This is a genomic window from Enterococcus sp. DIV0691, assembly GCF_051711145.1.
Classification (GTDB): Bacteria; Bacillota; Bacilli; order Lactobacillales; family Enterococcaceae; genus Enterococcus_B; species Enterococcus_B hirae.
Genome location: NZ_JBIOLY010000001.1, coordinates 1,569,159 through 1,595,782, shown reverse-complemented (window position 1 = coordinate 1,595,782; position 26,624 = coordinate 1,569,159). Strand labels below are relative to the sequence as shown.

General features: G+C 37.5%; 24 protein-coding genes. 21 read left to right on the top strand and 3 right to left on the bottom strand.

Annotated features, from left to right (window positions below; genetic code table 11):
- The first annotated feature begins 44 nt into the window (after positions 1 to 44).
- The 21 genes from IGJ11_RS07200 (at position 45) to clpB (ending at position 23,739) form a co-directional block, all read left to right on the top strand.
- Positions 45 to 2,228 (top strand): Tex family protein, encoded by a 2,184-nt coding sequence (locus IGJ11_RS07200; RefSeq protein WP_010737685.1) that lies wholly within the window; start codon positions 45 to 47, stop codon positions 2,226 to 2,228.
- Position 2,229: 1 nt separating this feature from the next.
- Positions 2,230 to 2,715: a SprT family protein gene (locus tag IGJ11_RS07195; protein ID WP_034698181.1), complete on the top strand. Its 486-nt coding sequence runs from the start codon at positions 2,230 to 2,232 to the stop codon at positions 2,713 to 2,715.
- Positions 2,716 to 2,742: 27 nt separating this feature from the next.
- Positions 2,743 to 3,498 carry a YdcF family protein gene (locus tag IGJ11_RS07190; protein ID WP_010737683.1) on the top strand — a complete coding sequence of 252 codons (756 nt, stop codon included), beginning with the start codon at positions 2,743 to 2,745 and terminating at the stop codon, positions 3,496 to 3,498.
- Positions 3,499 to 3,679: 181 nt separating this feature from the next.
- Positions 3,680 to 5,014 (top strand): UDP-N-acetylmuramate--L-alanine ligase, encoded by a 1,335-nt coding sequence (gene murC, locus IGJ11_RS07185; protein WP_010737682.1) that lies wholly within the window; start codon positions 3,680 to 3,682, stop codon positions 5,012 to 5,014.
- Positions 5,015 to 5,239: 225 nt separating this feature from the next.
- Positions 5,240 to 5,725, top strand: coding sequence for a MaoC/PaaZ C-terminal domain-containing protein (locus IGJ11_RS07180; protein ID WP_053766813.1), 486 nt, complete (start codon positions 5,240 to 5,242; stop codon positions 5,723 to 5,725).
- A complete protein-coding gene (locus IGJ11_RS07175) occupies positions 5,718 to 6,401 on the top strand; it encodes a Bax inhibitor-1/YccA family protein (protein WP_053766814.1) in 684 nt (227 codons plus the stop codon). The genes IGJ11_RS07180 and IGJ11_RS07175 overlap by 8 nt, the downstream gene beginning before the upstream one ends.
- Positions 6,402 to 6,567: 166 nt before the next feature.
- Positions 6,568 to 9,213, top strand: coding sequence for a DNA polymerase I (gene polA, locus IGJ11_RS07170; protein WP_251849149.1), 2,646 nt, complete (start codon positions 6,568 to 6,570; stop codon positions 9,211 to 9,213).
- A gap of 69 nt (positions 9,214 to 9,282) precedes the next feature.
- A complete protein-coding gene (gene mutM / locus IGJ11_RS07165) occupies positions 9,283 to 10,119 on the top strand; it encodes a DNA-formamidopyrimidine glycosylase (protein ID WP_096709056.1) in 837 nt (278 codons plus the stop codon).
- The gene (gene coaE, locus IGJ11_RS07160; RefSeq protein ID WP_161651736.1) at positions 10,083 to 10,718 is read left to right on the top strand and encodes a dephospho-CoA kinase; all 636 of its coding nucleotides are present in this window, start codon (positions 10,083 to 10,085) and stop codon (positions 10,716 to 10,718) included. The genes mutM and coaE overlap by 37 nt, the downstream gene beginning before the upstream one ends.
- Positions 10,719 to 10,770: 52 nt before the next feature.
- Positions 10,771 to 11,103 carry a hypothetical protein gene (locus tag IGJ11_RS07155; RefSeq protein ID WP_010719038.1) on the top strand — a complete coding sequence of 111 codons (333 nt, stop codon included), beginning with the start codon at positions 10,771 to 10,773 and terminating at the stop codon, positions 11,101 to 11,103.
- A gap of 443 nt (positions 11,104 to 11,546) precedes the next feature.
- Complete coding sequence (gene nrdR / locus IGJ11_RS07150) at positions 11,547 to 12,041, top strand: transcriptional regulator NrdR (protein WP_010719039.1); 495 nt, start codon at positions 11,547 to 11,549, stop codon at positions 12,039 to 12,041.
- Positions 12,042 to 12,081: 40 nt separating this feature from the next.
- A complete protein-coding gene (locus IGJ11_RS07145) occupies positions 12,082 to 13,470 on the top strand; it encodes a replication initiation and membrane attachment family protein (protein WP_207432064.1) in 1,389 nt (462 codons plus the stop codon).
- Positions 13,470 to 14,396, top strand: a complete 927-nt coding sequence (gene dnaI, locus IGJ11_RS07140) for a primosomal protein DnaI (RefSeq protein WP_207432082.1) — start codon at positions 13,470 to 13,472, stop codon at positions 14,394 to 14,396. The genes IGJ11_RS07145 and dnaI overlap by 1 nt, the downstream gene beginning before the upstream one ends.
- 507 nt (positions 14,397 to 14,903) lie before the next feature.
- Positions 14,904 to 15,338: an LptM family lipoprotein gene (locus tag IGJ11_RS07135; protein ID WP_010737674.1), complete on the top strand. Its 435-nt coding sequence runs from the start codon at positions 14,904 to 14,906 to the stop codon at positions 15,336 to 15,338.
- Between the two features lie 116 nt (positions 15,339 to 15,454).
- Positions 15,455 to 16,153, top strand: a complete 699-nt coding sequence (locus tag IGJ11_RS07130) for a tRNA (adenine(22)-N(1))-methyltransferase (protein ID WP_010719043.1) — start codon at positions 15,455 to 15,457, stop codon at positions 16,151 to 16,153.
- Entirely contained in the window at positions 16,153 to 17,274 is a 1,122-nt protein-coding gene (locus tag IGJ11_RS07125) for a Nif3-like dinuclear metal center hexameric protein (protein WP_207432090.1), read from the top strand. Before IGJ11_RS07130 ends, IGJ11_RS07125 begins: the two co-directional genes overlap by 1 nt.
- A gap of 14 nt (positions 17,275 to 17,288) precedes the next feature.
- Positions 17,289 to 18,521 (top strand): peptidase T, encoded by a 1,233-nt coding sequence (gene pepT, locus IGJ11_RS07120; RefSeq protein WP_010719045.1) that lies wholly within the window; start codon positions 17,289 to 17,291, stop codon positions 18,519 to 18,521.
- 132 nt (positions 18,522 to 18,653) lie between these two features.
- Positions 18,654 to 19,559 carry a diacylglycerol/lipid kinase family protein gene (locus IGJ11_RS07115; RefSeq protein ID WP_025480176.1) on the top strand — a complete coding sequence of 302 codons (906 nt, stop codon included), beginning with the start codon at positions 18,654 to 18,656 and terminating at the stop codon, positions 19,557 to 19,559.
- Between the two features lie 26 nt (positions 19,560 to 19,585).
- A complete protein-coding gene (locus tag IGJ11_RS07110) occupies positions 19,586 to 19,858 on the top strand; it encodes a DUF1294 domain-containing protein (RefSeq protein WP_010719047.1) in 273 nt (90 codons plus the stop codon).
- Positions 19,859 to 19,868: 10 nt separating this feature from the next.
- Entirely contained in the window at positions 19,869 to 20,912 is a 1,044-nt protein-coding gene (locus IGJ11_RS07105) for a lysylphosphatidylglycerol synthase transmembrane domain-containing protein (RefSeq protein ID WP_053766821.1), read from the top strand.
- 214 nt (positions 20,913 to 21,126) lie between these two features.
- Positions 21,127 to 23,739, top strand: coding sequence for an ATP-dependent chaperone ClpB (clpB, locus tag IGJ11_RS07100; protein WP_010737669.1), 2,613 nt, complete (start codon positions 21,127 to 21,129; stop codon positions 23,737 to 23,739).
- Positions 23,740 to 24,215: 476 nt separating this feature from the next.
- Here clpB and IGJ11_RS07095 read toward each other — a convergent pair whose 3' ends face one another.
- The 3 genes from IGJ11_RS07095 to IGJ11_RS07085 are packed head-to-tail and all read right to left on the bottom strand — an operon-like array spanning position 24,216 to position 26,605.
- The gene (locus IGJ11_RS07095; RefSeq protein ID WP_010719050.1) at positions 24,216 to 24,881 is read right to left on the bottom strand and encodes a hypothetical protein; all 666 of its coding nucleotides are present in this window, start codon (positions 24,879 to 24,881) and stop codon (positions 24,216 to 24,218) included.
- Complete coding sequence (locus IGJ11_RS07090) at positions 24,874 to 25,368, bottom strand: nucleoside 2-deoxyribosyltransferase (protein ID WP_010719051.1); 495 nt, start codon at positions 25,366 to 25,368, stop codon at positions 24,874 to 24,876. The genes IGJ11_RS07095 and IGJ11_RS07090 overlap by 8 nt, the downstream gene beginning before the upstream one ends.
- Before the next feature lie 16 nt (positions 25,369 to 25,384).
- On the bottom strand, positions 25,385 to 26,605 hold the full coding sequence (locus tag IGJ11_RS07085) for a GNAT family N-acetyltransferase (protein ID WP_207432092.1): 1,221 nt from the start codon (positions 26,603 to 26,605) through the stop codon (positions 25,385 to 25,387).
- Between the last annotated feature and the right edge of the window lie 19 nt (positions 26,606 to 26,624).

Here is a 26,624-nt window from a genome sequence, read left to right as displayed (position 1 = left end):
AGGGAATAATGAAAATGGCTTTAACTTAAAAAGGGAGTATATTGATGGCAGAGAATTTAAATCAAACAATTGTCCAGTTAGTTCAAAAAGAACTAACGATGTATCATTCAAAACAACTTACCACCGTATTGAATTTATTGAACGAAGGAAATACTGTCCCATTTATTGCACGTTACCGAAAAGAAATGACCGGTAGCTTAGATGAGGTACAAATTCGAGAAATTGAAGAGCGCTATGCTTATTTAGAAAACTTAGAGAAACGAAAACAAGAAGTGATTCGTTTAATCGATGAACAAGGTAAGCTAACGCCAGAATTGAAAAAAGACATTACTTTAGCAGTTAAAATGCAACAAGTAGAAGACTTGTATCGTCCTTATAAACAAAAACGCAGAACGAAAGCGACGATCGCAAAAGAAAAAGGATTAGAGCCTTTTGCCCAGTGGCTTCGCCAATTGCCCAATGAAGATGTCTATGCAGAAGCAAAAAAATACCTCAATGATGAAAAAGAAGTTCATACGGTAGAGGAAGTATTGCAAGGCGCTCACGAAATCATTGCTGAAGAAGTCAGTGATAATGCAACTTACAGAACGTGGGTACGCTCCTATACCTACAATAAAGGTTCTTATGTCAGTGTCGTTAAAAAGAAGGAGCTAGATGAAAAAGCGGTATATGAAATGTATTATGATTATGCCGAACCCATTCATAAAATCGTCTCTCATCGTATTTTAGCGACGAATCGTGGTGAAAAAGAAGGCATTTTGAAAGTCGGACTCCAAGTGGAAGAGGAACCTATTTTGTCTTATCTGGAGCGGCAATTGATCAATAACCCAGCTTCTCCCGCAACTATGTTTGTTAGAAATGCTTATCAAGATAGTTACAAACGATTTATTCAACCTGCGATTGAGCGGGAAGTGCGCAATGAATTAACTGAAAAAGCTGATGAGCAAGCAATTGCGATCTTTGGAGAAAACCTCCGTAATCTCTTGTTACAACCTCCTTTAAAAGGAAAAGTCGTTCTAGGATTCGATCCAGCCTATCGTACAGGATGTAAGTTAGCTGTAGTAGATGCGACAGGTAAAGTTTTGGCAATTGAAGTCATCTATCCGCATAAACCTGCTTCTCAAGCGAAACGTGAAGCTGCAGGACCTGCTTTTGTTCAATTGATCAACCAATACCAAGTAGATATGGTTGCAATAGGAAATGGTACTGCTAGCCGTGAATCAGAACAATTTGTTGCTGAACAATTAAAATCAGCTGATCATAAAGCGTACTATGCGATCGTGAATGAGGCGGGAGCTTCTGTTTATTCTGCAAGTGATATTGCCCGCAAAGAATTTCCTGACCTCCAAGTGGAAGAGCGAAGTGCAGTGTCGATCGCTCGACGTTTGCAAGATCCATTAGCTGAATTAGTGAAGATTGACCCTAAAGCTGTAGGAGTTGGACAATACCAACATGATGTTTCTCAAAAACGTTTAGCGGAACAATTAGATTTTGTAGTAGAAACTGTGGTCAATCAAGTGGGTGTGGATGTTAATACTGCAAGCCCTCAATTATTGCAACACATCTCTGGTTTGAATAAAACAACTGCTCAAAATATTGTGACTTATCGAGAAGAAAATGGTGCGTTTGAGACGCGAGCGCAATTGAAAAAAGTTCCTCGCTTAGGACCAAAGGCTTATGAGCAAGCGATCGGGTTTATCCGTGTACCAGGTGGGAAAAACATTCTTGATAATACAGGCATTCACCCGGAAAGCTATCCAATTGCAAAAGAAATTCTAAAAAGCAACGGGTTATCAGAGAAAGCATTAGGTAAAAAAGAAGCAATCGAAACCCTATCTCAACTTTCTTCCACTCATTTATCCAAAACATTATCTGTAGGAGAAGAAACGTTAGCTGATATTCTTGAAGGATTAACCCGACCTGGTAGAGATATGCGGGATGAAATGCCAGCCCCACTCTTGCGTTCAGATGTTTTAAGTATGGAAGATTTGAAACCAGGGATGGAGTTGAAAGGGACTGTACGGAATGTAATCGACTTTGGCGCGTTTGTTGATATCGGTGTAAAGCAAGACGGATTAGTTCATCTTTCTAAATTAAGTAAAAAATTTGTTAAACATCCTACTGATGTCGTTTCTGTAGGCGATGTTGTAACAGTTTGGATTGAAGCTGTTGATGTCAATAAAGGAAGAATCAGTTTAACGATGCTTTCCCCTTATGAGGCGAAATAAAGTGACAGAAATCGAATTGCAGCAACTCGTTGAAAAAATCTCGCTAGATAGTTTTTCATTGCCCTTTAAGCATCAAGCAAAATTCAATTCTCGTTTGCGATCTACAGGGGGACGGTATCACTTAAACGACCATCATTTAGATTTTAATTGGAAGATGTTTCAAGAAGTGGATGAAGCGACAAAAGTTGCAATCATTAAACATGAATTATGTCATTATCATTTGCATTTAGCTAATAAAGGTTATCGTCATCGAGATGCTGATTTTAAGGCTTTGCTAAAAAAAACGGGTGGTTTAAGATACGCTCCTGCTCTTTCTGCTAAGAAAACGACTAAAATTGAATGGTATCAGTGTGCTAGTTGTACAACCGATATTTACCGCAAACGAAAAATCGATACCAAACGCTATGTTTGCGGTAAATGTCGAGGGCATTTGATTTGGAAGGAAACACTGGATAAAATGCCAAATGAACAGCTTTCCAGTAAGTAAAATATCTTAAAAAGGAGAAAGAAGCTCATGACGAATCAAGGGGAACAATTGAAAGATTGGAATTGTTTGCTATCCTTTTTGGCTGATGCAAGTGATCAAAGAACAAATGATTCGGCACCAATAGTGATTCTAGCAGGCAATGGCTTACCGATTCTTGCTGATAAGGCAGCTGAACTGTATTTGCAAGGACAAGTGCAGCAAATTTTTCTAGTCGGAGGAATTGGACATGCTACTAAGGTGCTTCGCCAAAATTTTGCAAAGCAAGGGGTTTTATTTGAGGATGGACTCAGTGAAAGTGAGATGTGTTTTCGTTACTTAACAGAAAAATACCACATTCCAACTGAAAGATTCATTTTAGAAACAACCTCGACGAACTCTGGGGAAAATGCACAACATGCCTTGACGATCCTTCAAAAAAAGGGCGCTTTACCTGAACGGATTTTTCTTATGAATGATCCAACATTACAGCGACGTACCAGAGCAACTTTTGAGAAGGTCTGGAAAGGCACAGGAGTAGAATGGTGTAACTATGTCCCATTTGTTCCCCAATTAATTGAACTAGCGGAAGAGTTACATTTTTCTCAGCCAGAGTTGAACGATCAATGGTCGAAAGATTATTTTTATGCGTTAGTTTTAGGAGAAATGGTTCGTTTGAAGGATGATGAACAGGGCTATGGACCCAATGGGAAAAATTATATGAATCATGTGGACATCCCACAAAAAGTTTGGTCAGCCTATCAACGGATCCGTTCTTCTGTTTCAGGAACTTTCTTGCGTTCATGAGAAAATCATCCCTAGTAGACCAAACGAGAGCGTTAGCCAGTTTTTAAATTTGAACGATTTTTCAAGTAAGTAACCTCTTCAAATATATTTGGTTGAAATTTTTTTAGGTTTATATGATAATGAGGAACGTGTTGTAATAGAAAACAAAATAATGGATGATATTTAAGAGAAGAGGATTCAAATGGAAAATCAAAATAAATTATACCATTTTGTTGGTATTAAAGGATCAGGAATGAGCTCATTGGCACTTGTCTTACACGAGCAAGGGTTACCAGTACAAGGATCAGATATCGAAAAATATTTCTTTACACAAAGGGATTTAGAAAAAGCAAATATCAAAATTTTGCCTTTTGATGCAGAGAATGTTCAACCTGGAATGACGATCATTGCTGGTAATGCTTTCCCAGATACGCATGAGGAGATTCAAAGAGCGAAAGAGTTGGGATTAGAAGTTGTTCGTTATCATGACTTTATCGGCGACTTTATCCAAAACTACACGAGTATTGCAGTGACTGGTTCACATGGTAAAACGAGTACGACAGGATTACTTTCACATATGTTGACTGGCATTCGTCCAACAAGTTATTTAATTGGTGATGGCACAGGACATGGCGATCCTCAAGCAGAATTTTTTGCATTTGAAGCTTGTGAATATCGTCGCCATTTCTTAGCATATTCGCCTGATTATGTTATCATGACAAATATTGATTTTGATCATCCAGATTATTATACAAGTATTGATGATGTGTTTACCGCATTTCAATCAATGGCAAATCAAGTGAAAAAAGCGATCTTTGCCTATGGAGATGATGCTTACTTAAGAAAATTAGAAGCAGATGTTCCGATCTATTATTATGGTGTTTCTGAAGACGATGATATCCAAGCTCGGAATATCGAACGCACAACGACGGGGTCAGCTTTCGATGTGTACCACAAAGATGAATTTGTGGGACATTTCACTGTTCCTGCTTTTGGCAAACATAATATATTAAACGCATTAGGCGTGATCGCAGTTGCTTATTTTGAAAAACTAGACCAAGAAGAAGTAGCGAAAGAATTGTTAACATTCCCAGGTGTAAAACGTCGCTTCAGCGAAAAAATCGTAGCTGATATGACAGTTGTAGATGATTATGCTCATCATCCAGCTGAAATCAAAGCAACAATCGATGGGGCTCGACAAAAGTACCCTGATAAAGAAATCATTGCAGTTTTCCAACCTCATACATTTACCCGCACAATTGCTTTGATGGATGAGTTTGCAGAAGCACTAGATCTTGCAGATAAAGTTTACCTATGTGATATATTTGGCTCTGCTCGAGAAGAACAGGGCGATGTCAAAATTGAAGATCTTGGCAATAAAATCAAAAAAGGTGGTCAAGTGATCAAAGAAGACAATGTTTCTCCTTTACTTGATTTCCACGATGCTGTCATTATCTTTATGGGTGCAGGGGACGTTCAAAAATTTGAACAAGCGTATGAAAAATTATTAAGTAGTACGACAAAGAATGTATTGTAATCTATTTTTTTAAGTAGTCGATTGTAAAGCAGTCTCTATCTGTTAAAGAATGAAACTTAACAGGTAGAGATTTTTTGATTTTTCTGGTTTTCAAAAGAGGAATCAACATCGCTGTCTTCTTTCAGTTTCGTTAATATTTTCTTGTTTTAATCAGTGTAACTTGCCTTTTTGGACTGTTTTGATACAATAAGAAGTGATCAATATATAAACTGGAGGGTTACTAACTTGAACATAAGTAAACCACGTAAATTAGGAAAAACCATCAATGAACTGGAGGAAGGGGACTCGTTGTCTTTAACTGAATCGATTGAAGACAATCAGCTGTTATTGTATTTAGGACTAACAAATGATGCGAATCCACTCTACATCCAACATGATTTTGCGAAACACACGGAATACCAACAACCGATTGTGCCTTCTGTCATGTTGATGGGCATCATCACCAGTGCAATTTCAAAACATTTGCCAGGTCCTGGGTCTCATGTAGTCAATTTTTCTGTCAATTTTATTGAGCCAGTTTTCCATTATCAAACATTGACTTTTCAGTTTGATATTATCAAAGTAGACAAAATGAAAAATGTCGTGACAATCTCTGTCGAAGCAAACAATAGCGAAGAAAATCGGGTATTGGATGCAGTAGTGATGGTTCAGCCACCGGTCGAACCAGAATTAGAGATTACTCTTGAAAGTGAAGGTGAAACATATGAATAATCAAGGTACTATTTCAACAGGACTGAATCGCTTCTATGCTAAGGTCTATGGTTATCTAGGAGGAGGTCTAGCATTAAGTGCGATTATCTCTTATCTCGCATTACAAGTATATCCTCAACAAGTTTTCTCGTTCATCAATAATTTCCCATTAGGCTTTATGGGTCTCTGGATCGTAGAGTTGATTTTAGTAGTTGTATTGGGCGTTAAAGCAGCTAAAAATCCAAGTTTAGCTATTGGTGGTTTTATTGCGTATTCGCTCTTGAATGGACTGACGTTAGCTGTCACATTAGCGATGTATGATATCGGTAGCATTACCAGAGCGTTTATTACAGCAACTGGAATGTTTTTAGGGATGTCCGTTGTAGGCTTGGTTACTAAAAAAGATTTGACAGGTGTCGGCCGTGCCGGAATGGCCGCATTGATCGGTGTCATTATTGCCATGGTCTTGAATATCTTTATCTTACGAAGCAGCGCAGTAGAGTTGTTTATTTCTCTTCTTTTAGTCGTGATCTTCGCAGGAATTACCGCATATGACAACCAAAAGATCCGGTCAATCTATATAGAATCAAATGGGACAGCACACAGTGGAATTGCCGTTTTCTTGGCATTGCAACTATACCTTGATTTTATCAACTTGTTCTTAGCATTCTTAAGAATTTTCGGACGTAACAATTAAGCGATTGAATGGATCGTTCAGTTGAACAATAATTATGAGAGTGAAAAGCATTGAGTCTTTTCACTCTTTTTTGTCCAGTAAAGTGGTTAATTTGCGTTTTTCTTTTCGCTTTCCTCAGTATTCTTTGTTAGAATAAATAAGAACTTTACAGTAAGGAGTTAGGCAGATGACAAAAAATAAATTATTACTTGTAGATGGAAATAGTGTTGCTTTTCGCGCATTTTTTGCTTTACACAATTCATTAGAACGGTTTAAAAATAGAAATGGGTTGCATACAAATGCGATCTATGCTTTTAACACGATGTTTGAAAATGTGATGCAAAAAGAGCAACCTACTCATGTATTAGTTGCATTCGATGCAGGAAAGACGACGTTTAGAACCGAGATGTATGCAGAATACAAAGGTGGCCGTTCAAAAACTCCTGGAGAATTTAAAGAACAGATGCCTTACATTCGTGAATTACTCACAGGACTAGGTGTCCAATACTATGAATTACCTAATTATGAAGCGGATGACATCATTGGGACATTAGCCGAAAAAGTCAATAAAGAAGAATTTGATGTCGTTGTTTTATCTGGTGATCGAGATCTGACTCAATTAGCTAGTAATGAAATCAAAGTAGACATTACGGTGAAAGGTGTGAGTGATATCGAAAGTTACACACCTGAACATGTGGCTGAAAAATATGATGGGTTGACGCCAAATAAAATCATTGATATGAAAGGTTTGGCAGGAGACGCTTCAGACAATATTCCTGGTGTGACGAAAATCGGCGAAAAAACAGCAATCAAATTGTTAAAACAATATGGATCCGTTGAAGGGATCTATGAGCATATTGATGAAATGAAACAAAGCAAAATGAAAGAAAATTTGATCAATGATAAAGAACAAGCTTTCTTATCCAAACAATTAGCGACGATCAATACAGATGCGCCAGTTGAAGTCTCAATTGATTCATTGAAATATGAAGGGAAAAACTTAGAGAAATTGGTGCCATTTTATAAAGAAATGGAATTTAAACAATTCCTGGCAAAGCTGGACCTTGTTGAGGAAGAAGTAGAACTTGAAGATATCCTATTTGAAGTAGTCCATGAATACCATGAGGACATGTTCACGACTGACATGGCTTTATATGTGGAGATGATGGGAGACAATTACCATACAGAAGATATCGTGGGTGTAGCTTGGGGGACGAAACAAAAAATTTATGTTACGAATGATCTAGCGTTATTTGAGAACGAAGCTTTTTGTACTTGGCTAGCTGATCCAACACGGTTGAAAAAAGTCTATGATGCCAAACGGACTTATGTGGCTTTAAATCGTTATGCTACGAAAACAAAAGGGATCGATTTTGATGTCTTGCTTGGTGCCTACTTGCTTGATACAAATGAGAAAAGTACGGATATTGAAGGAATCGCTGCCCATTATGGCTATCATGAAGTGCAGTCAGATGAAGCAATTTATGGAAAAGGGGCAAAAAAAGGATTACCGGTAGAGGAAGAAGTATTTTTTGCCCACCTTGCCAGAAAAGTATCTGCCATTAATGTTTTAACACCTAAGTTAAGTCAAGAATTAACAGAAAAAAACCAAATGGCCTTGTTCCGTGAGATGGAACTACCCCTTTCAATCATCTTAGCTGAAATGGAAATCACTGGTATCAAAGTTGATGCTTCTCGTTTACAAGAAATGAAAATCGAATTCTCCAATCGATTGAAAGAGATCGAGGAAACAATCTATCAAGAGGCTGGTGAATCCTTCAATTTAAACTCACCAAAACAATTAGGGGTCATTTTATTTGAAAAAATGGGGTTACCGGTGATCAAGAAAACGAAGACAGGCTATTCCACTGCGGTCGATGTTTTAGAACAATTAAGAGAACAAGCCCCAATCGTGGATGACATCTTGACGTATCGCCAAATCGCCAAGATCCAGTCAACTTATGTAGAAGGTTTGTTAAAAGTCATTCAATCCGATGGAAAAGTCCATACCAGATATGTTCAAACATTGACTCAAACAGGGCGTTTAAGTTCAGTAGATCCTAATTTACAGAATATTCCTATCCGCTTAGATGAAGGGCGAAAGATTCGCCAAGCGTTTGTGCCTAGAGAAAAAGACTGGTTGATCTATTCATCTGACTATTCACAAATCGAATTGCGAGTCTTGGCTCATATCTCGAATGATGAACATTTAAAAGCAGCCTTTCTTGAAGGACAAGACATCCATGCAAGTACTGCTATGCGTGTTTTTGGGATTGAAAAAGCAGAAGATGTCACACCAAATATGCGTCGTCAGGCAAAAGCAGTCAATTTTGGGATCGTTTATGGCATTTCTGACTATGGTTTATCACAAAATCTTGGGATTACAAGAAAAGCAGCACAACAGTACATTGATACGTATTTTGAGAAATATCCTGGAGTCAAAGAATATATGGAACGTATCGTTCGTGAAGCAAAGGAACAAGGATTTGTCGAAACCCTTTACCATCGCAGACGTTATTTGCCTGATATCAATTCACGAAATTATAATATACGTTCTTTTGCTGAAAGAACAGCAATCAATACCCCAATCCAAGGAAGTGCCGCTGATATTCTTAAAATCGCGATGATCGAGTTGGATAAACGCTTAAAAGAAGAAAAACTATCAGCAACCATGTTGTTACAAGTACACGATGAATTGGTTTTTGAAGTGCCAGAAACAGAATTAGAACGATTAGACAAATTAGTAAGTGAAGTCATGGAACATGCCGTGTCCTTACACGTACCATTGATTACAGATAGTAGTTGGGGGAAAACGTGGTATGAAGCGAAATAGCTGATTGCCACTATTGAACCGATCTGTTCAATAAATAGATAAAAAAGCAAATAAGTCGAAGGTGAAAACATGCCAGAATTACCAGAAGTAGAAACTGTACGAAAAGGCTTGTCTCGTTTAGTCGTTGGAAAAAAAATCCAAAAAATCCAAGTCTTATGGCCAAGAATCATTGAACAACCAGAAACAGCAATCTTTGAAGCTTCGTTAGTTGGCGAAGAGATTCTGGCTATTGATCGAAGAGGCAAGTTTTTAATTTTTCGTTTGACTCATTATGAATTGATCTCACATTTACGTATGGAAGGAAAATACCAATTTGTTGAAAAAAATGAACCGATCGATAAACACACGCATGTCATTTTTTTCTTTGAAGATGGTAGCCAACTCCGATACCATGATGTACGTAAATTTGGACGAATGACATTAGTTGAAAAAGGAGCGAGTGATGCTTACAAAGGCATCATGAAATTAGGTCCAGAGCCGTTGCCAGATACATTTTTATTAGACGGCTTTCGTTTAGGCTTACAAAAATCTCATAAAGCGATTAAACCATTATTATTAGATCAAAAATTAGTAACAGGTTTAGGGAATATCTATGTGGATGAAGCGCTTTGGGAAGCGAAGATCCATCCAGAACAGCCAGCGGATACATTGAAGCCCAAAGAAGCAGAGTTGTTACGAAAAGCAATTATTGACGTGTTGTCTCGGGCAATCGAGGCTGGCGGAACGACGATCAGGAGTTATCTCAATGCGTTAGGCGAGTCAGGTAACTTTCAAGTAGCTTTACATGTCTATGGTCAGACTGGTCAACCATGTGTTCGTTGTCATACACCGATCGTCAAAACAAAAGTAGCGCAAAGGGGGACTCACTATTGTCCAAATTGCCAAAGACTAAAAATCAGCAAGTAGGCTATGTCTTAGGCTTAACTGGTGGGATTGCTACTGGGAAAAGCACTGCAGCAGCTGTTTTTAGCCGTCACCAAATCCCGATGATCGATGGAGATATCATCGCCCGTGAAGTCGTCCAACCTCAGACTCCTGGATTGGCGGCAATCGTTCAAGAATTTGGGGAAGAAATCCTTCAAGAAGATGGCTCGCTTGATCGAGTAGCTTTAGCTAAGATTATTTTCGATTCGACAGAACAAAGACAAAAACTTGATCGCTTATTAGACCCATTTATCCGTCAAGCGATTACGGAACAGATTAAGCAACAAAAAGCAAATTATCCTTTAGTTGTCGTTGATATCCCTTTATTATTTGAAGGTCATTATGAACCGGAAATGGATGCTGTAGCAGTCGTTTACCTTCCAGAAGAAATTCAATTGCAACGTTTGATGAAAAGAAATCAATTGACACTGGACGAAGCAAAGAAAAGAATACAAAGCCAGATGCCGATTGAAGAAAAGAAAAAATTAGCAGATATTGTTTTTGACAATTCCGGTAGTAAGGATGAACTGACTTGTCAAATCGAACGTTGGCTCTCGGACTTCAACAATCGATTTCTTTGAGTATATTTAGATAGTTTGCTATGCTGAATATAAAGAAAAGAGGGGGATTGGTATGGGGACTTTTAAAAATCAAAAAGATAAAGTAGTCGGTTCTGCAAAAGAAAAACTAGGAGAGATCTTGAATAAAGATGAACTGGTAGATGAAGGACGGGCACAATCAGAAGCTGCAAAAGAAAATGATGAACGCTACAAAGCCAGAGTCGATGAATTAGAAGACCAACAAGCAGAAAAAGAAGCCAAGGAGCAAGATCTGACACAAGAACGAAAAAAAGATGATCCAACACACAAAAAAACACCTTTACCAGAAGCCGATCATATTCCTGAACAACAAAAAATCGATGAACAACGAATGAAACATTATACAGGGATTGAAGAAAAACTTTAATGGGTATAACTTAGACTGTTGAAACAGAGAGTGAGACAAGTTTTGTCTCACTCTCTGTTTTTTTGAAGTATGCACCTGAAAGAAGTTTTTAAGAAGCACTGTTTTACATGCAATTTTCTCGAAAGTCAAGCCTAATTGTTTTGCTTTGGAACAATTTCGATCAATCGATTGAAAAAAAGGTTCTTCTAACGAGGTTTTTTATACAGGAGAGTCGCCTGTAAGAATTGTTTCATGTTATAATACAACTAGTTACATGTGTGAAACTTTTTTTATGAAAAGCAGGAGTGAATCATAAAAATATTGTTTCATACGTAATTATTTACGTAACTATTATCGAGTGAAAATTTATCCTTTGAATGTTCGTTGAATCAATACTATATAAATTGATTCAATATATTAAATGAATGTATATCAGAAAAATTTCAGATTAAGAGGTGAAAATAATGAGATGTCCTAGATGTCAACATAACAATTCCCGAGTGATTGATAGTCGACAAGCGGATGATGGTCGAGCAATTCGTCGAAGACGAGAGTGCGAAAACTGTTCTTTTCGTTTTACAACATTTGAAAGAATTGAAGCAGCACCTTTATTAGTGATCAAAAAAAATGGGGAACGGGAAGAATTTAATCGTGACAAGATTTTAAGAGGATTAATCCGTTCAGCAGAAAAAAGACCAGTTGCGATGGAACAAATGGAGCAAATCGTAAATCATGTTGAAAATCGGGTGCGAAGTCTTGGTGAAAATGAAGTATCGACGACGTTGATCGGAGAATACGTGATGGAAGATCTGGTCAATTTAGATGAGATTGCTTATATCCGTTTTGCCAGTGTTTATCGTCAATTTAAAGATATGTCGGTGTTTTTAAAAGAATTACAAGACATCGTTGATAAAGCAAAAGAAAATAATAAAGAGAATCATAAAGAAAACAACGAATAAATCAGAAATAAAATCAAGTCATAAAAGGAGGCCAAATTCCTTGGATAACGCATGGAAAGAGCTTCAACCTAAAAATATCTACCAAGGAAGAAAAAGCTATCCGCTAAGAGAAGAAGGGAAATCCTCATTACTTTATCTCTACCAGCCATTAATCGGCAGTGAAGCTTTGAGTTTGTATTTTACCTTACTATCAGAAATTCCTTTACAAAAAGGCGTTGGACCGGAAGGATTACATGCTGATCTGTTAAGTAGCTTGAATTGTGGTATTCCTCAGCTTTATGAAGCACGAAAAAAACTAGAAGGGATCGGACTTTTAGAAGTTTTTTTCAAAGAAGACCCTAGCTTAGGGGGATGTTTTATTTATGAGTTACTTGAGCCAATTGAACCGTTAGCATTTTTTAAAGATACATTATTGTCTTTTCTGCTATTAGAAAAAGTCGGTCAACGGCGTTTCGATCAGTTGATCCAACTATTTCAGCCGGAACATTTTTCGACGAATGATTATCAAAAGATCACGAAGAAATTTTTAGAAGTATATCGCTTTAATGAAAAAACTTATGCTGCAGATCAAGAGAAACTCGAGAAAAACCAACAGTCATTTACAACCAAATCAGCTGATCTGGGGAAGTCCATGGAACAATCCACTCTTGATTGGCGCTTTTTGACAGATTGGTTGGCAAAAAAACATATCATGAATCTAGATGAATCATTGAAGGAACAGTTAACAATGTATCATTTACTTTATGGCGTGGATGAGTTGACATTAGGTGAATGGGTCGTACAAGCGTATGATTTTTCTGAGCAGACAGTATCTGTCAAAGAGCTTCAACGCATCGTATTGATGAACCAACAGACGAAGCGAACAAATACATTGGCTAATCAAAATGAAGAAGCAACCTCTGCCAATCAGAATGAGACACCTAAGGAAGCAACTGCTCTGACAAATGCGACACTACAGTTAGTGAACGAAGCCAAAAGCATTCCGCCAATGAAATACTTAGAGGCACTGAAACAAGCAAAAGGCGGCTATGTCTCAAAACAAGAAACTTGGCTTTTACAGGATTTAGTTTCACAATCGGGATTGTCGAATAGTTTGATCAATATCCTGATCAATTATGTCTTAGTAATCAAAGATCGTCCTAGCTTAACCGCAAGCTTTGTCAACACGATCGCTAACGAATGGGCACAAAAAAAGATCATGACCCCAGAAGAAGCCATTGAACATATTCGGAAAACCAATAGCAAAGGCAAACAAAATACTAAAAATACGAACCAGAATTATTCAACTAATCGTCGAAACGTTCGTCGTGAGAAACTACCGGATTGGGTCAACCAGCCAAAAGAAGAGAAAAAAATCAGTAGTGAGAAAAAAGCGGAGATCGAACGACGATTCAAAGAATATTTTGCCAAGAAGGAGGGAGATAGCTAATGGAAGATGTAGGAAAAGAATTAAAGCGGATCATCAGCCAGCGAAATTATCAACAAAAATATGCTGAAATGATCGAAGAAGTCCTCAACGATCCAGATGTGCAAGCCTTTTTGGCGGATCACAAAGATGAATTAACACAAGCAGATATCGAAAAAAGTTATGCAAAACTATATGAATTTGTCCAAGAAAAACGAAAATACCAAAAAAATGACCCTACGATGATCGCTCCTGGCTATGAGCCCAAGCTAACCTTGAATTTTCATTATGTTGATGTGACTTATGTTCCAACAGAAGCCTTATTGGCGAAGAAAAGACAAGAAGAAATCAGGAACCGGATCAAAGCTGTCGATATGCCAAAAGATATCCAAGATGCTTCTTTCAATAATTTTGAGCGTACCGATGGACGGAGCTATGCAAGTTTTGAAGCACTAGACTTTGTGGAAAATTATAGTGCAAGTCCCAAAGAATATCACAAAGGACTTTATTTAGTTGGTAGCTTTGGAATAGGAAAAACCTATCTTTTAGGGGCGACTGCCAGAGAACTAGCCATTAAAGGCTTTACAACTACACTTGTCCATTTTCCAACTTTTGCTGTTGAAATGAAACAAGCGATTGGAAAAGATCAAGTCGCAGAAAAACTAGATGCGGTCAAACGTTCACCGATTTTAATGATGGATGACGTTGGCGCTGATGCAATGAGTAGTTGGATCAGAGATGAAGTCTTTGGTGTGATCTTGCAATATCGAATGCAAGAGCAACTACCAACCTTTTTCTCTTCCAATTTTACAATGAATGAATTGGAACATCATCTTGCTGTGACGCAGCGTGGAGATGAAGAACCATTGAAAGCCAAACGAATCATGGAACGAATCCGTTACTTGACGAAAGAAATTGAAATGACTGGACGCAATCGGAGAAATGGCTAGCGAAAAGAGAAAGCATAGAAGTCATAATTTTAGCCTTAGTAGGCTTAGAAGATGTGATCGAGAAAGCCTTTTGTTGAATTAGTTATTGCCCTATTTCCTGCCTATTGCTTTGATGGGTAGGAAAATAAGCAATGCAAACAATTAATTGAGAGAAGTCTGCAAATAATTCTCTTTTCAATGACTCTCGATGTTCGCTTAGTTATTCAAGAAACTCATAATTTGAGATGAAAGTGTATCTGAATTCATACTTAACGCCACTTTTTTTGATCGTAACAAGTTACAAAAGTGGTGTCATACTGGATAGAGTGATGATTACTGAGAAGCTTATGCCTGATCAATAGTCATCATGGTAACGAAAAAAGACAACCATAAATTTCTGATGAACAAGTATCAAAAACAAAATTGTACGACTAAAAACAGAATATATTGATTATCGTCAACTAAATAAAAAGTCAAAGAACGATCATCAATTGAAGTAATGTAAATAATTAGCCGGAGGATAAAGATATGAAAGTGATTTTTTCTTGTTTGTTGGCGACAGGGTTACTTTTTTCGCTAACAGGTTGTGGTAATGGAGATAAAAATGAGGCATCGATCGATTCGATTAGTGCGGAAACAACGACTAAAGCGAAGGATTCTTCTAACGAAGGACAAAGTATTTTTAAGGGTGAAATTGAAAGTATTGATGACTCAGTCGATGATACCATTCAAATCAAAGTGGTCAATGTAGATGAAATCGAAGACCCCGAGAATATTGGAACCTCTTTTGATAATGATGGTGTAACACTAAATGTTTCGAATGATCAATTAGTTGGAGGTAAGGAATCTTTTCAAAAAGGTGACGAGATCAAGTTTACTTTAAAAGAAAAACCAATTATGACAATGTCAATCCCTCCGCAAATTCCTGGTAATTCGATCGTTGAGGTAAGAGTTATTGAATAGTCAGTGTTAAACGTTTCGTAAAAGCAAATAGCTCATCAGGAGATTTGAAATTTTTCTTTTTCAAATCTCCTTCATTTATAGGGAAAATGTTATAATGAGGGGGAAGGAGTGAAGGTATGAACCACTTAGATTTATCGAAACGCTTAGCATTAGTAGGAGAACATGTCCCAACAGGAGCGTTTTTAGCAGATATTGGCTCTGACCACGCTTACTTGCCAGTTGCATTAATGTTAAAGGATAAAATTGAATTTGCTGTAGCTGGCGAAGTGGTGAAAGGCCCTTATGAGTCAGCAAAAAAACAAGTACAGAAAAATGGTTTAGAAAAGCGGATCGTTGTTCGTTTAGCTAACGGATTAGATGCGATTGAGCCAACAGATCAGATCAATGCGATCACGATTGCTGGTATGGGTGGGGCTTTGATTCGAGATATTTTAGAAGCAGGCGCCAAACAGCATCGTTTAACAGGGAAGGAGCGTTTGATTCTCCAACCAAATATTGGCGAGCAAGCAGTGAGAAAATGGTTGCAAGACAATCACTATCAAATCATTGCAGAAGAGATTTTAGAGGAAAACAAAAAAATCTATGAAATCATTGTAGCTGAAAAAACACCGACGAAGCATATCTATAATGAGGAAGAGATTCTGTTTGGTCCATTTTTATTGCAAGGAAAAACAGTGGTATTCCAAAAGAAATGGCAAAGAGAATTAAAACAAAGACAAGCGATTTTAAAACAATTGGCACAAGCACAGAACCAAGAAGAACGTGTTGAAGCGATAAAAAAAGAAATTCAGATGATCGAGGAGGTTTTAGCTTAATGGCGATCAACGGTAATGAATTTATTCGCAAATTTGAAGAATATTGTCCTCAATGGTTGGCTGAAGAAGGAGATCCTGTGGGGCTACACCTTGGAACGTTAAATAAACCGATTCAACGCATAATGATGACATTAGATGTTCGTCCAGAAGTTGTGCAAGAAGCCATCGAAAAAAAGATTGATTTGTTAATTGCTAAACATCCTCCCATTTTTCGACCAATTAAACGATTAACAACGGATCATCCACAAGAAAAAATGTATGCTGATTTATTAAAACATGATATTTCTGTCTATGCAGCACATACCAATATGGATATTATCGAGGATGGATTGAATGATTGGTTTTGTGAAGCGTTAGGAATCAATGTCGAAAATTATTTGTTAAAGACACATACAAGGCATTACAAAAAACTAGCTGTTTATGTACCGATCGAAGACGCTGACAAATTACGTAAGGCTTTAGCCGAGGCTGGTGCGGGTGAACAAGGTCATTACGATCATACAAGTTTTACCAGTATTGGCGAAGGTCGTTTTCGACCGAATGAACAGGCACATCCCGCAATTGGTAAAAATGGCCAACTAGAAAAGGTAGAAGAAGCTAAAGTGGAAGTGATTTTTCCTGAAGACCGTGAGGAAAAAGTGTTATCAGCTATGTATCGTGTCCATCCTTATGAAGAAGTAGCATTTGATTTGTTTTCAATTGACGAACCGACTCAAACCTGGGGGATCGGTCGAATCGGAGAATTACCAGAAGCGCTTGATTTAGATACCTTTGTATCTAAAGTAAAAGAAGCCTTCCAATTAGAAGGGCTACGAGTTGTTCGTCCAACTCATACAAAGAGCACTGTTAAAAGAATCGCCATTTGTGGTGGTAGTGGCGAAAAGTTCTATCCTTATGCATTAGCTCAAAAAGCGGATGTTTATATTACTGGAGATATCTATTACCACACAGCTCAAGATATGCAAAGTGCAGGCTTGATTGCGATTGATCCAGGTCATTATATTGAATCTTTATGTAAAGAAAAGTTTGTCGAAAAATTTGAGAAATGGAAACAAGAAGAAAATTGGACCGTTGATTTCTTTGTTTCAGAAACGGATACGAACCCATTTCAATTTAACTAAAGGAGAGCTGTTGTATGTACGAAAATCTTTTACCACGTTTTTTACGCTATGTTAAGACTGAAACCAGATCTGATGAAAGTAGTCAAACGACTCCTTCGACACAAACACAAGTCGCTTTTGCGCAAGTATTAAAAAAGGAATTAGAAGATTTAGGACTAACCAATGTATTTTACAATGAAGAAAATGGATTTGTTATAGGAACATTGCCAAGTAACATTGAAAAGAAAGTTCGCTCGATCGGTTTCATTGCCCACATGGATACCGCAGATTTCAATGCAGTAAATGTAAATCCACAAATCATTGAGAACTACGATGGGGAATCAACGATTGTTCTAGATAGTGAAGAACATTATACATTAAATACCAAAGACTTCCCTAATTTGAAAAACTACGAAGGACACACATTGATCACAACTGATGGCAGTACGTTGTTAGGTGCGGACGATAAAGCTGGGATCGCTGAAATTATGACCGCAATGGAAATTCTGCTGAAAAACCCAACTATCCCACATGGTGAGATTAAAGTAGCTTTTGGACCAGATGAAGAGATTGGGGTAGGAGCAGATAAATTTGATGTACAGCAGTTTGATGTTGATTTTGCCTATACCGTTGATGGTGGACCTTTAGGCGAATTACAATATGAAACATTCAGCGCAGCTCAGGCTAATATTTCAATTCAAGGAAAAAATGTCCATCCTGGTACAGCCAAAGATACGATGATCAATGCATTACAATTAGCGATAGACTTCCATAATCAACTACCAGCAGATGAAGTCCCAGAAAAAACGACAGGTTATGAAGGGTTCTTCCATTTGATGGGATTAAATGGAAATGTCGAAGAAGCAACTATGAGTTATATTATCCGTGACCACGATCGAGAAAAATTTGAAGCACGGAAAGCGAAAATTACTGAAATCCAAGAAAAACTAAATAGTCGCTTCGATCAGACACGTGTGAAAGTTGATATGTATGATCAGTACTATAATATGCGAGAAATTATTGAAAAAGATATGAGCATTGTTGAATTAGCAAAACAAGCGATGATCGATTTAGAAATCGAGCCTGTGATTGAACCAGTACGAGGTGGAACAGATGGATCGAAAATTTCTTATCTAGGCATTCCAACGCCTAATTTGTTCGCGGGTGGCGAAAATATGCACGGCCGATTTGAGTTTGTTTCTCTGCAAGTGATGGAAAAAGCAACAGATGTGATTGTAAAAATTGCAGAATTGAATACAAACGTATAAAATCAAATAGGAACGTGGATGGATCAAGTAAGTGAACGAAGTGGATCTATCCTTTTAGCTGGGGGTGGGCGTATTCCAACAATGGAACGTCTGACCCCTTGGTTTTTGTGTAAAAATGGGAGGAAGAAAGAAATGGAAAAATTGCTAGTTTTTTATAATCAAAGCTCAGGACAAGATGAAGGTGAAAAATTAGCAAGCTGGTTTAAAGAATATGCCTTAAAGAAACGACCAGAACTAATCATCAATCTAACGGAAACAGGTCCTTCAATCAAGCATGAGACATTAGTCAAAAAGGCTGAAGAAACGCACGCAGATACCTTAATCGTAATCGGAGGCGATGGTACGATCCATCATATTGTACAGGCTTTTCAAGATAAACTTGAGCATTATCAAGTAGGACTACTACCAGGAGGAACAGTCAATAATTTAGCCCGTGTTCTCGGTATTCCATTAGAAAAGGAAAAAGCTGCGGACATTATCTTAGAGGGACAAATCCGTCAAATCGATTATGGAAAAGTCAATGATGAAGTCATTATCTCAACTTTAACGATCGGTATACTGGCAGATACAGCTGTTTGGATCAGTCAAAAAGAAAAGCAAAAATATGGTTCTTGGATTTTTATCAAACGGTTCATCAAGTTATTATTAAAAAAGAGAAAGTATCATTTAGATATCAAAACAGAAAAAGAACATTGGCGAGGAAAAACACAATTATTGACAGTCACAATGTCTAACTCAGTAGGTGGTTATACGAATTTTGATGATTCAGCTTCACCCGATGATGGTATGTTTCATGTCACAATCATCCCATCTTTAGATATTTTTCGATTTGTTTTTTATTTGCCTCGTTTAATCAAAGGAAAAATTTACTCTGTCCCAGGTATCAATTATTTGACTGCTAGTCAGATCAATATCCAAGCACGGGAAAAATCAGTTGGCACTCGTACAGATGGTGATACGACAGATAATCTGCCTATCGAATTAGTCGTAGTCAAAAAAGGGTTGTCGGTCTTTGCTCCTAAAGAAGAGCAAAAATGATGTGCTAGAGGTGGAGGAAAACACGTATGGAAGCTTTACTACACAATCCTTTGTGGTTTTATTTAGTGATCGTCAATTTATATTTATTTTGTTTGATGGGGTATGATAAGTATCAAGCAAAAAAAGGCGGTTGGCGCGTTCCAGAAAATAATTTGATTTTTGTTAGTTTATTAGGCGGTGGAATTGGCGGATTGATTTCTCGTAAAGTATTCCATCATAAAACGAGAAAAAAGAAATTTACAGTAGGATTTGTACTGGGTGTATTGGTGGATTTACTGTTGATTTATTTTTTTCATTAAGGAGTAATTGATGGCGACAAAAGGTGCAAAAACGAAAATAGCGTTAAATCTATTCTTATTGATTGGAATTTTTGCCATTATTTATTATTTGATCAACCAATCTTTTGCAGATATTTTCGCTGAATTGCTGTCTACAAGCTTTATCGTTCTGGTAGCGGCATTCTTGTTAGGAACGATCTATCAGGTGGCAGAAGGTCGTTCAATCAAAGAGATTGCCCAGCCGTTCGAACCAACATTTTCCACTTGGGATGGTTTTTGGACGTCTTGCTATATTGCATTTTATCGAATCGTTTCATTTGGAACGGGAACTTTGATTTCAGAAATTTATTTTTATAATAAAAAAGGAATGAAATACTCACAAGGTGCAGGTGTCACTGCGTTGCATATGATTATGTATAAATTAGCCGTGATTACCTATGCGATCATTGGTTTGATCATCCAGTTCTCTTTATTTTATTCCAAAGGACCAAACATGATTTGGTTCATTATTGCTGGCATTATTTTAACTGGGCTGATCATTGCCTTTTTATTGATGGTCTCAATGAGTCTGAATCTACAAATTTTCTTTGTGAGTATCTCAAACAAACTGTTTCGAAGTGAACGCATCAGAAGTTGGGTAGATACATGTAATACACAAATCTATTCGTTGAGAGAAACTGTCCAGACAATTGTCAAAGATCGAACAGCTCTATTACGCATCTATTTTTGGAATATGGTCAAACTTATTTTTTGGTATATCATGCCCTATCTCTTTTTGGTTGAAAACCATCCCACGATCGACTTTCTCTTGACCTTTTCATTTATCAGTTTTGCGGTAGTATTATCTGGTGTCATCCCTACACCAGCTGGAATCGGCTCATTTGAATTTGTCTATCTGTTGTTATTCAGACCACTTGTGGGAACCGTAGATGCTGTTTCTTCTTTATTACTGTATCGGTTTAGCTCATTTATCTTACCTTTTATTTATGGGTTATGTTACGTGATTGCTGATCGTCGAAGGGTAATAAAACAAGAGATCCAAGATGTAAAAAACAACAAAAAAGAATCAAATTGATTATTACAGCGATTGTATAGAGTCATTTTATTAGATCTAAAACACAACAGTAAGTCCATCCAAGTTGGCTCTGTTGTGTTTTTTTTGATCACTTATTTCCGATAAAATAAGCGAGGTTATCTTTTGACCAAGACTGACCAAAGAGGTATAATGTTTATTGGAACGAGATGTATCATATTGGATATTGAAATTTTATATTCAGGAGGTAAGTAAAATGAACATTGAAAAAATGACAACCACGCTTCAAGAAGCGATTGCTGAAGCGCAACAAATCGCTGTCACAAGAAAACATCAAGAAATTGATATTGCGCATTTGTGGAAGATTTTTTTACAACCAAATCATTTTGGGCGCAATCTATACACTGATGCGGGAATGGATGTTGATACGTTTGAAAAGGAAGTAGATCGTGTATTAGATGAATATCCCACAGTTTCAGGGGGAAACGTCCAATATGGACAGAATCTAAGCCAAAATCTATTCCGTTTATTAAATGAAGCAGACCAGTTAAGAGAAAGTTTTGGCGATGAATTTCTTTCAACAGAGATTGTAATTTTAGCCTTGATGAAATTGAAAAATTATCCATTGACGGTTTATTTGACCAAAAATGGTTTATCAGAAAAAGAGTTACGTAAAAATATCGAAGACATGAGAGGAGGAGAAAAGGTGACATCTAAAAACCAAGAAGAACAATACAAAGCATTAGAAAAATACGGCGTTGATCTTGTTCAACAAGTTAGAAGCGGGAAAATGGATCCAATCATTGGACGTGATGAAGAAATTCGGGATGTTATCCGTATCTTATCTCGTAAAACCAAGAATAATCCAGTATTGATTGGTGAACCTGGTGTCGGTAAAACAGCAATTGTAGAAGGGTTAGCACAACGTATCGTACGAAAAGACGTGCCAGAAAACTTGAAAGATAAAACGATCTTTTCATTAGACATGGGGGCATTGATTGCTGGTGCTAAATTCCGTGGTGAATTTGAGGAACGATTAAAAGCTGTGCTGAAAGAAGTCAAGAAAAGTGATGGACGAATCATCTTATTTATTGATGAAATCCATAATATCGTTGGTGCAGGGAAAACTGAAGGCAGCATGGATGCTGGAAATCTGTTAAAACCAATGCTTGCTCGTGGTGAATTGCATTTGATTGGGGCAACGACATTAGATGAATATCGTCAATATATGGAAAAAGATAAAGCATTAGAACGTCGTTTCCAAAAAGTCTTAGTCAAAGAACCGACAGTAGAAGATACTATCAGTATCTTACGAGGATTGAAAGAACGTTTTGAGATTCATCATGGAGTCAACATTCATGATAATGCATTAGTCGCTGCTGCAACTTTATCTGACCGTTATATCACAGACCGCTTTTTACCAGATAAAGCAATTGATTTGATCGATGAAGCAAGTGCAACGATCCGAGTAGAAATGAACTCTATGCCGACTGAGCTAGACCAAGTGACTCGTCGCTTGATGCAATTAGAGATCGAAGAAGCAGCATTGAAAAAAGAATCAGACGATGCAAGTAAAAAACGTTTGAAAAATCTACAAGAAGAGTTAGCTGATCTTCGAGAAGAAGCAAACTCGATGAAAATGCAATGGGAAACAGAAAAACAAGAAGTCAATAGCGTTTCTTCTAAACGTGCGGAAATCGATAAAGCCAAACATGAATTAGAAGACGCAGAAAACAACTATGATTTAGAACGGGCTGCCGTCCTAAGACATGGAACGATTCCTCAATTAGAAAAAGAATTAAAGGAATTGGAAGCAAAAGCTAAAGACAGTGAAATCAAAATGGTTCAAGAATCAGTCACTGAAAATGAAATTGCGCAAGTGGTTGGACGTTTAACTGGTATCCCAGTCACGAAATTAGTGGAAGGAGAACGAGAAAAACTAATCAAGCTCAACGAAACATTGCATAAACGTGTGATTGGACAAGATGAAGCAGTAGATGCTGTCAGTGATGCGGTCATTCGCTCTCGAGCAGGATTGCAAGATCCAAACCGCCCACTAGGTTCTTTCTTATTCTTAGGACCAACCGGAGTTGGGAAAACAGAATTAGCGAAAGCTTTAGCAGAAAACTTATTTGATTCTGAAGAACACATGGTGCGGATCGATATGAGTGAGTATATGGAGAAACATGCCGTATCTCGTTTGGTGGGGGCTCCTCCAGGCTATGTTGGCTATGAAGAAGGCGGACAATTGACGGAAGCCGTTCGCAGAAATCCTTATACGATCGTTTTACTCGATGAAATCGAAAAAGCCCATCCAGATGTCTTCAATATCTTGTTACAAGTATTAGATGATGGACGTTTAACTGATTCTAAAGGACGTGTGGTTGACTTCAAAAATACCGTTCTTATCATGACCAGCAACATTGGTTCTCAACTGTTATTAGAAGGAGTGTCAGCAGATGGCACTATCCCTGAAGAAGTGGAAGAACAAGTAAGAACGATCCTTCGAGGTCATTTCAAACCAGAATTCTTAAATCGAATCGATGATACGATTTTATTCACACCATTAAGTCTTGAAAATGTGAAAGGAATCGTTGATAAAATGGTGGCACAATTGGCAAAACGATTGGATTATCAAGAAATTCATCTAACAATCAGCGACGAAGCCAAAACATGGATTGCTGAAAATGCCTACGAACCAGCATACGGGGCTCGACCATTGAAACGCTTTATTACGAAAGAAGTAGAAACACCATTAGCCAAAGAAATCGTAGCAGGACACATCTTACCAAAATCTAAAGTAACGATTACCTTGCTAGCAGAGAAACTTCATTTCCAAACGGAAGAACTTGAAGACACGGAAGAGTAAAGAAACGGTTAACATTCGCAAGAAAACGGGTGTTGGCGAACAGTAAGTAGAATCGATCAAATTTTTTAGTTGAGCCACACACCATCTCAGCTCTCAAAAAAATAAAACAATAAAGTTAGGTCAACAACCTAGCTTTATTGTTTTTTTGTAATTTGGTCATAAGTCTGAATAAATCATTCATAAAATAAGTTGATCTCAATCGTTATCTCCAAGTTCATCTACTAAGGTAATGTTTTTATTCCCCATATAAATAGGAGTGGGCAGGTAAATATCTTCTTTGGTTCCCATCATTTCAACCCTTGTCACTAAGTACAATTTTCATTGGGAATGGTAACAAAATCACCGTAAGGGTTGATGATAAGAAATAAGTGGGTGAGACAAAATGAGATGCCACCTAACCATTGACGTTTTCACGCACAATTTTTAGGAAGCATCTCACTTTTGTCACAATTCTTTAATGTGATATTTTTTTTGCTCTATTTCAAAATTTTCAACCGATAATTTTCAAAATAATCACGATTGTTTCTTCCTTGGGTCCAAGCAAAGATTCCCATGACCAATGCACCAATCGTATTTGTGAATAAATCACCCATCGTGTCCATCAAAGCAGCTCGTCCGACAAATAAGGTGCCATCTGAAGCGGCAAACCGTTGGAGATTCATTCCTAAGAATTGATCACAGAGAAATTCCCAAAATTCCCAGAACACGCCACAGAGGCCAGCAAAGGCAAAACCAAACAGTAAAAACAACCATGGACTAGTCTTCGCAATTGGTGCATCTTTCAATAATAAGCCGATCAATCCGTAACCTAGGGCAGTCAATACCATAGGACTAACGGCGTGTAAAATTTTATCCCAGAATGAAATGATACTGATCAAATGCATACCGGTACCTAAGAACACGGAAATAAACAAGAAAAACCAATAAAATAAAACAATGGCATCTGGAACGTATAATTTTGCGATCTTTCTAACGATCTGAGGGAGAAAAATCAATAGAATCCCAGCTAAAGATTCGATGATGAAAGTAACTCCCTGAGTAGTTGAATATTTTTTAGTAATAAATTCATAAAGGTTATAACAAACCACAAACACACCAAAAGCAACAAGTGCAAGTTGGATTTTTTTCATTGTCTTATTCATGGCTCAAACCTCCATCTAAGTAAGTCTTTACTTGACTGAGTAGCGCTTCTTCACTAGTTACGAGAGCGCCATTTAGCTTGATTAACCCAATTGTATAAAGATTTAAATAATGGAATTGGTTTTCAGCTACTTCTTGTAAAGCAGCAATTTTTTGCGGGTGGGTACCGCCTTGTTGCCGACTATCTGTATACAATCCAATGACAGGAATCCCTTTAGCATAGGCAACACCAATTTCGGATGCAACACCAGGATCAATGGTCAAACCATCTAATAGTGCAATCATCAAATCACTTTCCAATACCTTTTCTGTATCGGCTAAAGCAATCATCTGACTATCAGCATAGGCTGTTTTATCATTGATCGCTTCGTTTTCTTGCGGAAGATAAATGGTTAATTCATTGGAAAGACTCCTGATTTCTTCTACAAGTTTCGCATTATATAATAAGTCACTTTTCGCAAAAAGTGGGGCAGCAAAATAAATATTCATTTTCATCGTCCTTTTCTTAGAAATAGTCACTGAAATAAGCTTCCATATTTGGAAGAATCAATTCAAGTGTTTTAAGTGTTTCATTATCTGTTTTGATTCGTTCGATCCTTGCAAGATAAGAAGGGCGACGATAATTCATCATCAAACAACTTAATGTTTGAATGGACAACTGAACCGATTGTCCGACAGGTTCGTCCACGACATCCAATTGTCCGTCTTCGTTCCAGACCAACCCAAAAACACCATTGTTCCATGAGGCGATAGGGTCCTCGACAACAAAGTGGAAAGGTTTCGCAGTAGAAACGAAGGGGAATTGCTTCAGAAACTCTTTGACATCTACGATTCTCGCCATGTAATAAGGCTCGATCTGTTCTTTTATTTGACTATCTTCAATCAAGAAAGCCAGTGGCTCATTTTTGTAGATGTCACCGTGAACCCAGTAAACCATTGAAAAGTGTGCTGAAATAAAATTCCATAAACCATTCCGAGCTTCTTGATTCAAGTAAAACATCTCTTTAACATGGAAAATTTCTTCAGCGACCCAATAAAATAAAACACCAATTGGTTCATGCTCTTTCGTATAGTAGATCGCAGCTGTCCGTTCCTCTTTATTTTCAAATCGCCAATATTCTTCCCAATGAAATTGGCTACGAAACAAAGCACCGTGATTTTGAGCCGCAAATTTCTGATACACTCGGTAAACATCTGGATGATCTACTGGTAATCGTTCAACCATTCCATCCACAGGAACATTCTTCGGTAATTGGGTATCACGAATTTTAAATGTCAACTTATCAGACATGATTTCCCAACCCTTGCGTCGATAATAAGGCACGCTATAGGGATAAAGATAAGAGATCCATTGTTTGTTTTTACGCATATTATCTAACGCAACCAAGATCAAATCTTGCATCAATCCATGATTTGCATATTCAGGATACGTTCCGACACCGGTAACGCCACCCATTTTGTAGGGTTTACCGTGGATGTTGACTTCACATGGATAGATCGCAATTTGAGAAATCAATTTGTTATGGTGGAACCAGCCAAATACTTCCGATAGTTCCAAGATTGGGCGCTTGGAACGAATAAATGCCCCTTTGCTTTCAAAACCACTTTCTTCGATGTCTGCTTCTGTTACTTGAAACACATAAGACAATAACTCATTGAATTGATCAACATCTTTTTCAGTAACAGGTTTTAATTCAAGATTTTCTCTGAAATCTTTTTCATCCATTCTTTCATCTCCAATTATT